Origin of the sequence: Paenibacillus sp. FSL R5-0473 (assembly GCF_038004565.1) — a bacterium.
Taxonomy (GTDB): domain Bacteria; phylum Bacillota; class Bacilli; order Paenibacillales; family Paenibacillaceae; genus Paenibacillus; species Paenibacillus amylolyticus.
In genome coordinates this window covers 39,166-54,373 of the sequence record NZ_JBBORL010000001.1, presented here as the reverse complement: position 1 = coordinate 54,373, position 15,208 = coordinate 39,166, and the positions used below count along the sequence as shown (strand labels likewise).

The 15,208-nt window shown below is 45.2% G+C and carries 13 protein-coding genes; all 13 read right to left on the bottom strand.

The window, feature by feature from the left end; all coding sequences use genetic code 11:
- Positions 1 to 43 precede the first annotated feature (43 nt).
- Positions 44 to 847, bottom strand: a complete 804-nt coding sequence (locus MKY28_RS00250) for an energy-coupling factor transporter transmembrane component T family protein (RefSeq protein WP_036668053.1) — start codon at positions 845 to 847, stop codon at positions 44 to 46.
- A gap of 2 nt (positions 848 to 849) precedes the next feature.
- Complete coding sequence (locus MKY28_RS00245; RefSeq protein WP_036668054.1) at positions 850 to 1,713, bottom strand: energy-coupling factor transporter ATPase; 864 nt, start codon at positions 1,711 to 1,713, stop codon at positions 850 to 852.
- The gene (locus MKY28_RS00240; protein ID WP_036668055.1) at positions 1,698 to 2,507 is read right to left on the bottom strand and encodes an energy-coupling factor transporter ATPase; all 810 of its coding nucleotides are present in this window, start codon (positions 2,505 to 2,507) and stop codon (positions 1,698 to 1,700) included. Before MKY28_RS00240 ends, MKY28_RS00245 begins: the two co-directional genes overlap by 16 nt.
- 77 nt (positions 2,508 to 2,584) lie before the next feature.
- Complete coding sequence (locus MKY28_RS00235) at positions 2,585 to 3,157, bottom strand: biotin transporter BioY (protein WP_036668056.1); 573 nt, start codon at positions 3,155 to 3,157, stop codon at positions 2,585 to 2,587.
- Positions 3,158 to 3,228: 71 nt separating this feature from the next.
- Positions 3,229 to 4,212, bottom strand: a complete 984-nt coding sequence (locus MKY28_RS00230) for a zinc-dependent alcohol dehydrogenase family protein (protein ID WP_076319666.1) — start codon at positions 4,210 to 4,212, stop codon at positions 3,229 to 3,231.
- Positions 4,213 to 4,436: 224 nt separating this feature from the next.
- A complete protein-coding gene (gene cyoD, locus MKY28_RS00225; RefSeq protein ID WP_036606914.1) occupies positions 4,437 to 4,766 on the bottom strand; it encodes a cytochrome o ubiquinol oxidase subunit IV in 330 nt (109 codons plus the stop codon).
- Positions 4,767 to 5,387, bottom strand: a complete 621-nt coding sequence (cyoC, locus tag MKY28_RS00220; protein ID WP_036606911.1) for a cytochrome o ubiquinol oxidase subunit III — start codon at positions 5,385 to 5,387, stop codon at positions 4,767 to 4,769. It lies immediately after the preceding gene.
- A complete protein-coding gene (locus tag MKY28_RS00215) occupies positions 5,388 to 7,358 on the bottom strand; it encodes a cbb3-type cytochrome c oxidase subunit I (protein WP_036606909.1) in 1,971 nt (656 codons plus the stop codon).
- A 21-nt stretch (positions 7,359 to 7,379) separates the two neighbouring features.
- Positions 7,380 to 8,354 (bottom strand): ubiquinol oxidase subunit II, encoded by a 975-nt coding sequence (gene cyoA, locus MKY28_RS00210; RefSeq protein WP_076253565.1) that lies wholly within the window; start codon positions 8,352 to 8,354, stop codon positions 7,380 to 7,382.
- 318 nt (positions 8,355 to 8,672) lie between these two features.
- A complete protein-coding gene (locus tag MKY28_RS00205) occupies positions 8,673 to 8,936 on the bottom strand; it encodes a hypothetical protein (protein ID WP_036606904.1) in 264 nt (87 codons plus the stop codon).
- 360 nt (positions 8,937 to 9,296) lie between these two features.
- Complete coding sequence (locus MKY28_RS00200) at positions 9,297 to 10,658, bottom strand: GH1 family beta-glucosidase (RefSeq protein WP_340934282.1); 1,362 nt, start codon at positions 10,656 to 10,658, stop codon at positions 9,297 to 9,299.
- A 16-nt stretch (positions 10,659 to 10,674) separates the two neighbouring features.
- Positions 10,675 to 13,056, bottom strand: a complete 2,382-nt coding sequence (locus MKY28_RS00195; protein WP_340934280.1) for a glycoside hydrolase family 95 protein — start codon at positions 13,054 to 13,056, stop codon at positions 10,675 to 10,677.
- Between the two features lie 189 nt (positions 13,057 to 13,245).
- Positions 13,246 to 14,943 carry an ABC transporter substrate-binding protein gene (locus tag MKY28_RS00190; RefSeq protein ID WP_405142209.1) on the bottom strand — a complete coding sequence of 566 codons (1,698 nt, stop codon included), beginning with the start codon at positions 14,941 to 14,943 and terminating at the stop codon, positions 13,246 to 13,248.
- Positions 14,944 to 15,208: the final 265 nt, after the last annotated feature.

The following is a 15,208-nucleotide window of genomic DNA, read 5'->3' as shown; positions in this document are numbered from 1 at the left end:
TGATATTCATGTAGATTTGTCGGGTAAATCCTCATAGCTTACCTCACTTTCGTAATGCCAACAAAAGTGCGAAACAAAAAATAGATATGATCAGCACTTGATAGTCGAGCTTTTTGAAAGCTAACGTTCTCAGTTGCGTTCGATTCATGCCAGGGCTATATCCGCGTGCCTCAACGGCCAGTGAAGCGCTTTCGGCTTTCTGGAATGCTAACAGAAGGATAGGGACTACAATTGGGATAAAACTTTGCAGACGACGAACGATATTACCGGAATTAAAACGAACACCTCTTGCCCGCTGTGCCTTCATCACGTTGTCGGTTTCATTCAAAAGGATTGGAATAAAGCGGATCGTCCACGAGATCATCAACGCAAATTCCTGTGTAGGAACACCCAACCGCTTGGCAGGCTTCAACAGATCTTCAATAGCCTGTGCGAGATCACCCAGCTTTGTCGTAAGTGTCAACAATGAAGCCATGACGAGAAGAAGAATGATGCGAATGGCTATATTACCTGCTTTAATGACACCCTCCTCGTAGATCGAAAACACTCCCGCTTCAAGCCATAACTGCCCCCCTTGTGTCAGAAAAATGTGAAACACAGATGTGACAATGACTATTAGCCAAACAGGTTTCAATCCTCTAACAATATAGGAGGGTGGTATTTGCGATATAGTGACTACACACACCACAAACACCGCAGACAATACGTATGAAAGCCATGAGTTCAACAGCATGACAGACAACATGAACAGGAACGCGATGACGAGTTTAGCTCTTGGATCAAGCCGGTGAATGATGGAGTTTCTGTGGACATACTGACCAATGATAAAGGATTGAGATAAGGACATAACTACAATTCCTTCCTCTGAAAAAAATCAGCAATATATGACAAAATCCATTCTTTCTTTACCGACTCCAGCTGCAATTCAACGTTCAATTTTACATTTATGGCTTCCACGAGCTGGAGCGCTTTAGGCAGCTTTAATCCCATATCTTTCAACTCAACTTGATATTCAGTGAACAATTGGAGAGGAGTCGTATGTCTTTGCACTTGACCACGTTCAAATATAATCACTTCTTCGGCGTACTCGGCAACAGTCTCCATATCGTGCGTCACCATAATGATCGTACTCCCCTGTTCCTGCTGCCAGGAACAAAAGAGTTCCATCAGCTGCTCTTTCCCTTCCGAATCCAACCCTACGGTTGGCTCGTCGAGAATAAGCACCTCCGGGTTCATCGCTAACACACTTGCAATTGCCACTCTCCGCTTCTCTCCGCCACTTAATTCAAACGGTGATCTATTGCAGAAAGATTCGTCCAGACCTACCATGTGTAATGCATCCAAGCATGTACTACGAACTTTTTCAGCTGACCAGCCCAAGTTCTTGGGACCAAAGGATATGTCTTTTATTACCGTATCCTCGAATAATTGATGCTCCGGAAATTGGAATACAATACCCACTTTATCGTAGAGAACGTACGTTTTCTTTCGATCGGTTGTCATTCGAAAATCCCCTATATCAACTGTTCCATTTGTAGGTTGCAGAAGCCCATTGAGCAGCTGTACAAAAGTTGACTTGCCAGATCCCGTTTTTCCCACAACAGCAAAAATGCGATTATCGCCCATGGTGAGTGTAATGTTGCTCAATACGTTGTTCTCCAGTGGTGTTCCAACATGATACGAGAAGTCCACTTCTTTTAGTGTAATTTGCATAAATCATCCACCAAATCTTCCAGAGTGAGTGCCGAAGAAGAGTGTAGCCCCTTCCGGTTCAGTGCCTCTCTTGCCTCGACAATAAAAGGAGCCGTTATCCCGGGAAAACGCCAGTATTCGCCCTGAAACAAGGCCTCGGGCGATCCATCATAACAAATGTCACCCTGATCAAGTACAATAACCCTCGAAGATGCTGCAATCTCCTCTAAGTCATGCGTAATTGTTACAATCGTAATTCCTTGTTTATGCAACTCTCCCATCAGCAATGCAATCTGATCTTTGCCTTCCGGGTCGAGCATTGAGGTAGATTCATCAAAAACAATAACTTCTGGTCCCATAGCGAGAACTCCCGCAATAGCGATACGCTGTTTTTGCCCTCCTGATAACGAATATACATCAGAATTATAATAATCCAGCATCCCCACTTGGCTCAATGCCTCTGTTACATGACGCTCGATATCTTCAGTAGGGACACAAACGTTTTGCAGGCCGAAGGCGATATCTTCAAACACTGTAGATGCCACAATTTGATTCTCTGGATTTTGAAAGATCATTCCAATTCTCTGACGAATGATACTTAAATCATCTTCATTGGATGTCACATAATCATTAAAAGTTACTTGGCCTGTGGTTGGAAGGAGTAACCCGTTCATTAACCTAGCTATGGTGGATTTCCCTGCTCCATTCCTTCCAGCAAACGCCACATATTCACCAGAACGAATATGAAGGTTAATATCGTTTAACATTGTTGCTCGGTTTGCATAACCAAACGTTACATTGGAAAAATGAATCACTGTAGTACCTCCATCACTTGGCGCGATTTACTTGTATAGAAGTGCTTAAGAATGTGCAGTCTCTGAATATCATAATGTTAGACCCCCGGAGTTTGCCTTTTCGTATCCTGGATCATTGTAGGACTTACCTTGAGAATTCTAACAGCAATAAGTGAAGCAAGCACTGCTTTGAGCAGGTCACCTGGAATGAAAACAAGGTTGCCTATGATAGCCTGTGTAATTGGTACATCCGTTATAAAGGACAGGAATGGAATACCCACTGCATACACAACAAGGATTCCGCCCACGATGTTGCTCAGTAGAAAGTTCCAAAATTTAATGCCTGCAACGGATGTACGTTGAACTAACAACCCAATCACAAAAGCAGCAATCGGATAACTAAGAACATACCCGCCTGTAGGTCCAACCAGAACACCCAAGCCCCCTCTGCCACCGGACAACAATGGAGCTCCTAAACCGATCAGAACAACAAAGAGCAAGAGACTTACCCCTCCCAATCGAGCACCAAGGATACTGCCTGCCAGCATCACGCCCAGCGTTTGGACTGTAATTGGCACAGGTATAAATGGTAGTGGAATCGGAGGTAACAGTCCAAGTACTGCAATAACAGCTGCCATAATCGCAGTAAACATCATATCTTTAATCTTCACAACAAGGCCCCCAATATGAATTAGTTATTAACTACGCATCCTTTATGTTGAGTTTTTCCAAGTCTTATGTACTACTGTATTAAGAGAACCTTCCCCTCGATACCCGATTCAGCCGCTGCAATAGCCTGTTGTACATTCGTTAGTTCATACGTCGCCCCAATGTTTGTCATGACAAGCCTCCCTGCTCTGACCAACTCCATTACCTCATGAAATACCTGTTCCCAGCGTTCTTGCGTACAGCGTTCCACCCAATGTTTTAACCAGAAAAGTTTCACATGAACTTGTGTTCCCCGGGTAACTTCATGCCATAACGGTGTGATCCCCGAAAGCAGTCCTACACTGATGACCGTTCCATTTGGCTTAAGGCAACTCACCAACTGTTCCCCATCTGTCCCTCCAATACAATCCACGGCTGCATCAGCACCGCACCCCTCTGTTAATTCCGTGATCCTAGCCTGGAGCAACTCTTTCGTTGTATTGATAACAGATACTGCTCCAAGACGATACAGTTCAGCAGTATGACGATCATCTCTCGTAAGCGCAATCAATTTAAATCCATAGATTTTTGAGATCTGTGCAAAGATTCGCCCGATTGCAGATCCCCCTGCATTCACAATCAGGGTATCACCATACGTAAGCTTAAGCACCTCTGTACAGATCAACCAAGCCGTAACCGGATTAATATAGAGCTGACTTGCTGAGTGATCATCGATATCATTCGGCACAATAATCGTATGTTGCTCCAAAGTCTTCACGACGTCCTGCCAAGTATTCTCACCTTTTAGTGGCAAGACACGGCGACCCAACATTTGATTGGAAACTCCCGGCCCTACTGCTTCTACCACCCCCACACCCTCAAACCCGGGAACAGCTGGTAATCGGGTACGATGCGGGTAAGCTCCTCGAACAGGAATAATATCGGAGGGATTAATAGGTCGAGCATACATCCTCACTGCTAATTCACCGGGGCCAGGGGGTATCACATCTTTTTCTTCCATACATAACACTTCACTTGGTTCGCCAAAACGATAATAACGGATTACCCTTGCTTTCATTAGTACATCTCCTAAAATAATTTTGCTAAAATTGCTCTAACTAAAATATTGAATATATTTCCAGAGTGTATAACAATAGTATCACTGGTAAATTATTTCATCAACGACTTATTATGATATAATCCAACTTTTTTTTCATTAAAATATGCGATAACTTCTGCTTAGAAAAAAAAGAGCCCCACAACCTTGAATTCCAAGGTCGTGAAGCTCTTTCATCATATCAATTAATGTGCAACAGCATTGTTAAGCATAATCCAGATCGAACCAATTACGATGGTCATCATAATCAGCAAACCGAAGATAAGAGCCATCACATTCCAGCGTGGTTTCTCTGTTTCACGGATATGCATGAAGAAGAAGAGTTGAACCACAAACTGAAGTGCTGCCGTGCCAAGAACAACAATGAGTGTTCCTGTTCTTTCCATCATATCATTGAGAACCACCACAAGTGGAATGATTGTCAGAACGACGGACAGAATGAAGCCGATGACATAAGACTTCAGTGAACCATGTTGCTCATGACCGTGGGAATCATGTGAGTTGTGCTCTGACATCTACATCACCCCCATGAGATAGACGATCGACAGGAGGAAAATCCATACGACGTCCAAGAAGTGCCAGTACAAGCTGATGACGTTAATTTTACCGCGAGTAACATCGGTAATACCACGTTTTTTCAGTTGTAACATAAGTCCAATCATCCAGATCAGACCGAGCGATACGTGAAGTCCGTGAGTTCCCACAAGGGTGAAGAATGCGCCAGAAGCAGCACTCGTTGTAAAGCTGAACCCTTCGTGAATCAACTCAATAAACTCATATACTTCCAGTGCGATAAAGCTTGCACCCAGAACGGCTGTAACTGCCAGCCAACTGATTAATTGTTTTACTTTGCCTTGATTCATCGCCAGTACGGCTAGTCCGCTCGTAAATGAACTTGTGAGCAAGATAAACGTTTCGGCAATAACACCAGGCATTTTGATCAATTCAGACAAAATCGGTCCGCCCGCCGTATTGTCACGCAACACAATGAAGGTTGCGAACAATACGGAGAACAGGATAACGTCGGAAATCAGGAAGAACCAGAAACCGAGAATTTTCATTTCCTGTGGATCATGATGTCCATGGTCGTGACCATGTGCATGATTCTCACCGTGCTTAGCGGCTGCTTGAGCCATCTATACCGACCCCCTTAACGACGCTTCGGTACGTTTAATTTCGTCAACCGGAATGTAATAATCCGTATCATATGAGAATGAACGGGCGATCATACAGATCCCTACGCCAGCGAGTCCGAGAATTGCCATCCACAACCATCCGAAGACAAAGCCGAAACCGGCGATGAACCAGAAGACAGACATGATGAACGGAATTCCAGAGTTCTTCGGCATATGAATCGGCTCAAGCGGTTGCTCTGGCGGATAGATGCCTTTGGCACGACGTTCTTTCTCTTCCCACCACTCATCAATATCATCTCCGCGCGGTGTAACGGCGAAGTTGTATTCAGGAGCTGGTGAAGGAATCGACCACTCCAGCGTACGGCCATCCCATGGATCGGCGGAAGCTTTAAGTGATTTGTATTTGCGAATACCGTCTGCGATTTGTGCAACTTGGAACAGGAATCCGACACCCATCAGGAATGCCCCGATTGTGGATACGAAGTTCAGTTCCCACCAGCCAGTATCCCAGCCGTATGTGCTCAGACGACGTGTCATACCCATTAGACCGACAGCGTACTGCGGCATGAAGCAGACATAGAAACCAATATTCCAAGTCCAGAATGCCCATTTGCCCAGTTTCTCTTCGAGTTGGAAACCGAACATTTTAGGCCACCAGTAGTACAGACCTGCGAAGTATCCGAAGACAACGCCACCGATCAATACTTGGTGGAAGTGGGCAATCAGGAAGTAACTGTTGTGGAACTGGAAGTCAGCAGGAGCAACGGATAACAGAACGCCTGTCATACCCCCGACAATAAAGCACGGGATAAAGGCAAGTGTCCACATCATCGGAGTCGCCATGCGAATCCTTCCTCGATACATGGTAAACAGCCAGTTGAATATCTTAACCCCTGTTGGAATAGCAATCAACATCGTGGTTACGGCGAAGAATGCATTCACGTCTGCTCCGGAACCCATCGTGAAGAAGTGATGCGCCCATGTGAAGAAGGACAGGAAGCTGATGATCAACATCGCGAATACCATCGATTTGTAGCCAAACAGTTTTTTCCGAGAGAAGGTACTTACAATCTCGGAGAAAACACCGAATGCCGGCAAGACGACAATGTATACCTCAGGGTGACCCCACATCCAGATCAAGTTGATATACATCATTGGGTTACCGCCCAGATCAAGTGTGAAGAAATGCGCCCCGGCAAACCTGTCGAGGAATAACAATGCAAGTGTCACGGTCAAGATCGGGAAAGCAAACAAGATAATGATACAAGTGGAGAATACCGACCATGTGAACATCGGCATTTTCATCCATCTCATGCCTGGCGCACGCATTTTAATGATGGTAACCAGGAAGTTGATACCGGTAGCCAAGGAACCGATACCCGATATCTGTATACCCCATATATAGAAGTTCTGTCCTACCCCCGGACTGTGTGACAGCTCCGATAGAGGCGGATAACTCAGCCATCCTGCATCCGGTGAACCACCGATAACGAATGACAGGTTAAACAGCATTGCTCCCAGGAAGAATAACCAGAAGCTCAGTGCATTCAGGAACGGGAACGCAACGTCCCTTGCTCCGATCTGTAATGGCACGATAACGTTAAATAGACCAAACATAAATGGCATCGCCATGAACAAGATCATGATCGTACCGTGAGTTGTAAAGACCTGATTATAATGCTCAGGATTCAGAAATTCATTGTTAGGCATAGCTAGCTGAAGGCGCATCATTAGCGCATCCACACCACCACGGAACAACATGATAATGGAAGCAATGATATACATGATACCGATCTTTTTGTGATCGACAGTCGTTAACCAGTTACGCCAGAGCCAGCCCCATTTTTTGAAATAAGTTAGCACCGCTACAATAGTAATCATGGTAATTCCGATAGCTACCATCGCACCATAAATGAGCGGATCACCGGTTACGAAAAACTCCGATGCAAACTCTTTAAGTCCCTCTAACATTGGGGGCCTCCTTTCGAATCTTTAGTTAGCACTCTCGTCCTCGTCTTGATTGGACGTATCAGTTGCATTTTGAATGGCTCCAGAAGCTTCTTTTGAAGTTCCATGCTTACTGTGAGCACTTTGACCATCTACTACATACTTGGTCACAATATTTTGGAACAATCCTTCTGGGAAGGCAGAATAATAAGCAACGTTGCTTGTGCCTGGCTCAGCCAGTGCTTTGTAACCTTCTGTAGTCAACGCCTGAGAACTCTGTTTCACTTCAGCTACCCAATTGTCAAAATCTTCGTCCGATGTAGCATTCACATCAAAACGCATTTCTCCAAAATGCTCACCTGTGAAGTTAGCGCCTGAACCCCAGTACTTGCCTTCATGATCTGCCTGCAGATACAAGGTCATCGCCATACCCGACATCGTATAAATCTGTCCTCCAAGTTGCGGAATCCAGAATGAGTTCATCGGTGAATCCGCAGTGAGTTCAAATTTCACGGGCCGGTCTGCCGGAATATTCAACGTATTAACCGTTGCAATTCCTTGTTCTGGATACATAAACAGCCATTTCCAGTCCAGTGAAGACACTTGGATGGTAATTGGTGCTTTCTCGTGAGCCAACGGCTTCGAAGGTTCCAGAACATACGTGTAACGAATCGTTACAATTGCAAGTATTCCAATAATAATAATTGGAATGGTCCACCATACAACCTCCGCTTTGGTGCTATGAGCCCAGTTAGGTTCATATGCTGCTTTGTTGTCCGGTTTCTCACGGTAACGCCATACGATTACGGCAGCCAAAATGAGTACTGGCACAATAATGACAGCACACAAAATTGTCGAGATGACAATCAAATCTCTCTGCGAAGCGCCAATTGGCCCCTTCGGATCCAGAACAACGTACTGTCCGCCTGCCAGCATTGGCCAGACAATCAATGCAATTGTAACCAACGTCAGGACAACCGGAATGATAATCCGGATTAGCGACCTAGGTTTCTTGTTCATTTTGATCCCCTCTCCTTAAATTCGCTCATACTGAAAAATCAGTATACTACTCTCTTCCTACTAAAGATATCAGAAATGAACAACTTTTTTGTTCTTGTTAACAAATTTGTCGATTTTACACCTTAAATGTGTGAATTTTTTCTCACAAATCGCTTGCATGCTTGATATTTGTACTTCGTAATCTTTACACATCAAGTCACAAAATAAAACCCTTTGCAGTCCCGTTGAACAGTGTCAACGAATCCGCAAAGGGCTTTATTGACTGGATTCCGGGAACTCATCCAGTCTTATTATGAACGAATTAACGCAGGATTATAATCAATCGGCGCCTTCGTCTTCCCGGCGTGTATGAACAAGGCCAATCGCTTTGGCAATAACGTAAATAAACACACTACCTACAAGGAATCCAATACCAACCATCAAGCCAAGATTACGATCATTAAATTCGTTCAGATTGATCAGACACATGATCACTCCCGTAATGAGTGCGACCCATGCCAGAACTGTCATCGTCAAGACGGCGCGCCGCATATTTTTGTCTTTGCGCTCCAATTGGCTAACCATTGCTGTCTTCGATGCCATAGTAAACACTTCCTTTTCCCTTTTTGTAAGTGCTTTCCTTATACCAATATACCACATCAGTATGATTTTTAGTCAACAAATGTTCAAATTTTATTCGCAATTTGGACACTTTATTTTCATTTCGACCATTGACAAAGCATTATTAAATTCTTTCATACTTCTTATAACCCAAAAAACGTCTCTTCATAACAGGAACTGCACTTGACCTTATGAAACCTTTATGAACTACTCATTTCCAACGGTAAAAACACAAAAAAAGACGGCACATTGGAATACTCCAATGTTACCGTCGTTCTCAGCTTTAATAAGGGAACCATATATAATGAGGACCTGCTTTACCCTTGAAACCTGCCACCCAAACTATTGGGGATTATGTTCGTTCCGTGTCTCCAACCAATTATTCTTGATGACGTTCTGATACCAGTAATAACTCTCCTTCGGTGTTCTCACGAGTGAACGATAGTCCATATGAACAAGACCAAAACGCATACGGTAGCCTTCTGCCCACTCAAAATTATCCATCAGTGACCATGCCATGTACCCTTTCAGGTTAATGCCGTCATTAATGATGCGGTGAATTTGAGCCAAATGCTGCTCATAATATGAAATCCGGCGATCATCGTTAATTTTTCCGTTCTCCAGATCATCATTGATGCAGGCACCATTCTCTGTGATATATACATCCACATTGCCGTACTTTTGCAAGTAATGCATAAATTCATACAAACCACGTGATTCCACAGGCCAGCCAATATCAGTTTTGGTGAGGCCCATATCAACTTCTTCCGATTGCAGAGCACCTGCCTCAGGATTGAAGCGATTGATCCCCATCGTGTAATAGTTAATGCCGAGCAGATCGATTGGTTGCGAGATGATCTCCATATCGCCTTCCTGAATTGGTACGGTAGCACCCGCTTCTGCAAACCAATCCACCATAAACTGCGGATATGAACCTTTGTAGATTGGATCAAGGAACCAATCGGTATTAAGCGCAATTGATCGGTCACACGCAGCTTGGTCCTCAGGAGATTTGCTGTACGGCTCAGCCCAGCACACGTTCGGAGCAATACCAATCTGACCGGTTGTTCCCAAGCGACGGAAGGATTGAACGGCTTTACCATGAGCAACCAGTAATCCATGTGCCACATTAATAGAAGTTTGCAGGTCTTTGTTTCCTGGCGCATGAATCCCCAGAAGGTTCGACAGGAACGCGATACACCATGGTTCGTTGAATGTCAGCCAGAAGTTGATTTTGCCCGAGAATTCTTTGAAGATCACTTCGGCATATTTCACAAAAGCATCCACAGTTCTGCGGTTGCCCCAGCCTCCGTCATCCTCCAGCGTTTGCGGAAGATCCCAGTGATACAGTGTGAGGAACGGTTCAATTCCAGCTGCGATTAATGCATCCACGAAGCGGTGGTAGAAGTCCAGACCTTCCCGATTGATCTCACCATCTCCGTCAGGAATAATACGCGGCCAGGCAATGGAGAACCGGTATGTATTAATCCCGAGTTTCTTCATCAGTTCGATGTCTTCCTCGTAACGGTGGTAGCTGTCACACGCGACATCCCCATTGTCTCCGTTATATACCTTGCCAGGTGTGCGCGCAAACGTATCCCAGATGGATGCCCCGCGTCCACCTTCCTGTGCCGCTCCTTCTATTTGATAGGAAGCTGTTGCTGTTCCCCAGCGAAAATCTTGCGGAAATTTAAAAATGGTCATGGTTGGCTCCTCCGTCTCATAATGACACGCGGATCGTCTGTCCTGCGGTCATGGTTAAAATAATTACATAATCGCCCTGAGGCGTAAGCTCTGCCTTGGCTTGTTCATGTCCTTCTACACGCAGCGGATAAGCACTGCGAATGGTCAGCGAGTCACTTCGGTCTGCTTTGATGACCGCTGACGCAAGCTTGTTGTCCGCCCAAGTTATGCCCACTGTATAACCACCTCTTGCACGAAGCCCTTCAACATGACCTTGAGTCCAGAGTTCAGGCAGTGCCGGAAGTAAATGTAACTCGTTCAAGTGACTCTGCAACAACATCTCGGCCATGCCAGCCGTGCCTCCAAAATTACCATCGATCTGGAATGGTGGATGGTCATCAAACAGATTCGGATGTGTGGACCGGGCCAGCAACGTGCGCACAAACTGATGTGCCTGGCTGCTATCCAGTAGTCGTGCATACAGATTGATCAACCATGCACAGCTCCATCCTGTATGCCCGCCACCTTGTGAGATACGACGTTCAAGTGATACCCGTGCTGCTTCTACCAATTCCGGTGTGTGTACTCGATTGATCTGCTCTCCCGGATACAGTCCATACAGATGGGAGACGTGACGATGCCCTGGCTCGGATTCGGCAAAATCCTTAAACCACTCCAGCAATTGTCCTTCGCTTCCAATTCGGAATGGATAGAGTTTCTCCAGAGCCTCACTCCACTCGCTTGCCAACGACTCATCTATATTTAGTTGCTTCGAGGCCCCAATACAGCGGCTGAACAGTTCACGAATTAACGTCATATCCATCGTTGAAGCCATGGATATACTGCGTGCCTCCCCAGCATCTGTGAGAAACTTGTTCTCTGGTGAAGTGGACGGAATCGTAACCAGATAACCATCGGGTCCTTCCACCAGCCAATCGAGACAGAACAGCGCCGCCTCTTTCATGATGGGATACGCACGTTCCTCAAGAAAACGCTGATCCCCGGTAAATTGGTAATGCTCCCATAGATGCGAGGTCAGCCACACGCCACCCATCGGCCAAAAAGCCCAGCTTGCATCTCCACCTGTCGGTGTAGAGGTTCTCCAGATATCCACGTTATGATGGGCAGTCCATCCACGGGCTCCATACAGAATCCGCGCCGTTCTTCGTCCTGTATCACTGAGATCGGTCAGCATATCAAACAGCGGCTCATGACACTCACTAAGATTGCAGACTTCTGCCGGCCAGTAATTCATCTCCGTGTTGATATTGATTGTGTAATCACTGTGCCATGGCGGCTCTACCTGATGGTTCCAGATTCCCTGCAGATTGGCAGGCTGGCTGCCCGGACGCGAACTAGCCATTAACAGATATCTTCCATATTGAAAATAAAGCGCCTCCAGTCCAAGGTCTTGTTGCCCTGCCTGATAAGCCTGCAGCCGCTCATCTGTAGGTAATTCGGCGTTAGCCCATACCCCTAAATCAATAGAGACTCTGTTAAACAACGCGCTGTGATCCTGAATATGTCGGTCACGAAGCGCTTCCGCGCCATGTGTGGTCGCTTTGGAGATCATCTCCTTACATTCCTCTTCCAATACAAGATGATCCTTCACAGGTAACACATCGTAACTCTCAAAGGAGGTAGCCGCTGCCAGATAAAACACAACCTCATTAGCACCCTGAATATGTAACTTGCCTTCCAGATTGGAGACCTTCATCTGATCGCCAGATGCCGTAAATGCTACACGGACAGCATAAGCCGTTCCCCGATCCTCTTCATAGAGGACGGATTCCGGGTGATCTCTGAAGTAATTGGACTCCACATGACTTGGGCACCGACTGAACATGGTTAGAGCATCTCCCGAAGTCTCAACGCGATAAGGATGGGGACTGTCTAGCGTAACACTTACACTCACAGCGCCCTTCTGATCAGCAGTTAATGTGCAGACCATCAGATCATCCGAAGCACTTGAATACACTTCACGTACGTATTGAGTTCCTTCCAATGAGTAGGTTGTGGTTGCAATACCCGATTCCAGATCAAGCTCCCGTTCAAATGCATCATATGAAAGATCATCCAGACCCTCATGGTGCAATAGAAAATGACCCATCGGCTGGTAAGCCTCCACATCACGACCAAGCATTTCACGGTTCAACAAATCCTCAGCCTCACCATACTTCCCAGACATGATCAACTCTCGCGTCTGCTTCAAATACCGCTGACTGCTGTATTGAATCGTATCCCGTGGAAACCCTGACCATAATGTATCTTCATTGAGCTGAATTCGTTCATCTGCTGCGCCACCGTACACCATGCCTCCAAGACGGCCGTTTCCGATGGGCAATGCTTCTTCCCAGCGTTTTGCCGGTTGTTGATACCATAGACGATTGATTTTAGTTTGTTTATTGTGTTGGGACATGATTAGCTCCTGTTCCTGAATCAGCTGTATATTTCTCATGATGTAAAACGTTTTCGGTAAGTGCTTACAATAATAAAATTATATGTGATTTCAAAATTTGCGTCAATGCAAATCATCACATTATTCCACAAAAAAAGGCCCCATATAGGGCCCCTTCCTTGTGTAACCATGGATCACAGACGATCCATATTATTTTACGTCTTTTCCTGTCCACAGAGAGACACGTTCCTTAACCCAAACCGTAAATTGTTTCTCCATTTCAACTGCACCCGCTTTGTCCAAATCAGCCAGTAAAGCATCATAGGTCGCATCAAAGTTGGCTGGTGTAGTCAGAACAGCTTCCGGAATCCGTTTACGGATGATATCCTGCGTTTTCTGGAAAGTTACCTCATAGTCTGTACCGGAAGGTACGGACATGTTATACGCTGCGCCCCAATCCTTAACTGGCAGATCTTCTTCAGCCGGATAGAACTCTTTCCAAGTCGTGATACCGTAAGCTTTCAGCGTTTCTTTCTCTGCAGCCGTGTAACCAGCTACAATCTGCTCAGGGAAGTTTGTTGTGTAGTAGTTATCCGTAGAATCTTTTACACCATCACCGTATCTTGCGCTAAATATGTTATACATCCCAATTCCTGTTTCCTTGCTGAAATTGGAGTTGTCATTCGTTTTGCGGTCTTGAACGTCTTCTGGAATCACGCGTTTACCATCTTCTACGTTGTAATGTTCACCTTCGATACCCCAGTTTCTCAGAACTTGTCCTTCATCGGAAGCAAGCCAATCCATGAATTTGATGATACGCACTGGATCTTTGGCCGAAGTTGTAATCCCGATGCCATAACCGTCAAATCCGGCTGGTTGGAACGTGTGATCCACAATCTCATCGTTAAGTGATACAGAGAAGTGAGCGTATGTGGCATCATCCTTACCTGATGATTTAAGCGCGTTCTCCGCTTCTTGATAGTTCCACTCTTGGTCAATCAGACCGAGGACACGACCACTGGCAATTTTGGACTTGTATTGGTCATCCTTTTGAACAAAGGCATCTTTGTCCAGTAGGCCTTCATTGTACATTTTATTCAACCAGCGGAAATATTCTCTTTCCTCTGGACGTTTGTAGTGCAATTTTGCTTCATACGTTTCAGGGTCAATGTAATATTCACCATCATCCGGTGCACCTGTTGCCTGGAAAGCCGGGTTCGTTACCGTGATCATGATTTTCCAATCATCTGCATTCAATGTTAATGGAATGGTTGGTTGACCATCAATGGTTGGATGTTTTTCATAATAGGCTCTGAGTACATTCTCGTAATCCTCAAGTGTCTTCACTTCAGGGTATCCAAGCTCTTTCAATACTCTTTGCTGAATTTCAAATCCACCTGTAGCGTCAAACGTAACATTATCAACACCCATATTGGTTGGAATGGTATAGATCGCTTGATCTTCCAAACTGTATTTCAAACGGTTCATCTGTTCTCCATAGATTTTTTTCAGATTGGGAGCATGCTCTTCAATCAGATCCGTGAGATCCAGCATCGCGCCTGCATCCACAAGCTTAGATAAGTTACCTTTAGGGTAGATCATATCAGGAAAGTCACCACTGGCAGCCATTAGTGCAATCTTCTGGTTACCACCATCGTTTACATCATACTCTGCTTCAAGAGTAACGCCTGTTTGCTCCGTAATCTTTTTACCAACAGCATCTTGCATCTTGTTCCAGGTTGGACTAGCATCCGCCCCGAAGAATGTAACTGTGATCGGTTCGGTTCCGCTGGACTCCGAAGTCTCTTTGGTTCCCGAATTCCCACAACCAGCTGTAACCAACATTGCACTTGCGAGCATCAACATTGCAAACGTCTTGGGTGTATTGCCTTTCATTTTGCCTCTCATTGTCTAGTTCCCCCTATTATTTATGAAGGTTTTATCTGTATAACAGGCTTTATGCCTGAGGATACCACTTTTTTTGAATGCGCTTTCGATATCGTTCATTCCGACGTGTTTACTGAAGCTGACGTTTCGATTCTGCCAAAAGAAAGATTCTTCTTCTAACAAACGTAAAACGTTTTCGTAAATGGAATAAACCGCTTACTGAAAGTGCTTACATGATAGATTATAGGCTATCCATCACCTCACGTCAACAACAAAAAAAGCCCTT

Excerpts from the sequence above, each read along its gene's own strand:
- MKY28_RS00250 (WP_036668053.1), bottom strand. The coding sequence starts at position 847 with ATGTCCTTATCTCAATCCTTTATCATTGGTCAGTATGTCCACAGAAAC.
- MKY28_RS00245 (WP_036668054.1), bottom strand. The coding sequence starts at position 1,713 with ATGCAAATTACACTAAAAGAAGTGGACTTCTCGTATCATGTTGGAACA.
- MKY28_RS00230 (WP_076319666.1), bottom strand. The coding sequence starts at position 4,212 with ATGAAAGCAAGGGTAATCCGTTATTATCGTTTTGGCGAACCAAGTGAA.
- cyoD (WP_036606914.1), bottom strand. The coding sequence starts at position 4,766 with ATGTCAGAGCACAACTCACATGATTCCCACGGTCATGAGCAACATGGT.
- cyoC (WP_036606911.1), bottom strand. The coding sequence starts at position 5,387 with ATGGCTCAAGCAGCCGCTAAGCACGGTGAGAATCATGCACATGGTCAC.
- MKY28_RS00215 (WP_036606909.1), bottom strand. The coding sequence starts at position 7,358 with ATGTTAGAGGGACTTAAAGAGTTTGCATCGGAGTTTTTCGTAACCGGT.
- cyoA (WP_076253565.1), bottom strand. The coding sequence starts at position 8,354 with ATGAACAAGAAACCTAGGTCGCTAATCCGGATTATCATTCCGGTTGTC.
- MKY28_RS00205 (WP_036606904.1), bottom strand. The coding sequence starts at position 8,936 with ATGGCATCGAAGACAGCAATGGTTAGCCAATTGGAGCGCAAAGACAAA.
- MKY28_RS00200 (WP_340934282.1), bottom strand. The coding sequence starts at position 10,658 with ATGACCATTTTTAAATTTCCGCAAGATTTTCGCTGGGGAACAGCAACA.
- MKY28_RS00195 (WP_340934280.1), bottom strand. The coding sequence starts at position 13,056 with ATGTCCCAACACAATAAACAAACTAAAATCAATCGTCTATGGTATCAA.
- MKY28_RS00190 (WP_405142209.1), bottom strand. The coding sequence starts at position 14,943 with ATGAGAGGCAAAATGAAAGGCAATACACCCAAGACGTTTGCAATGTTG.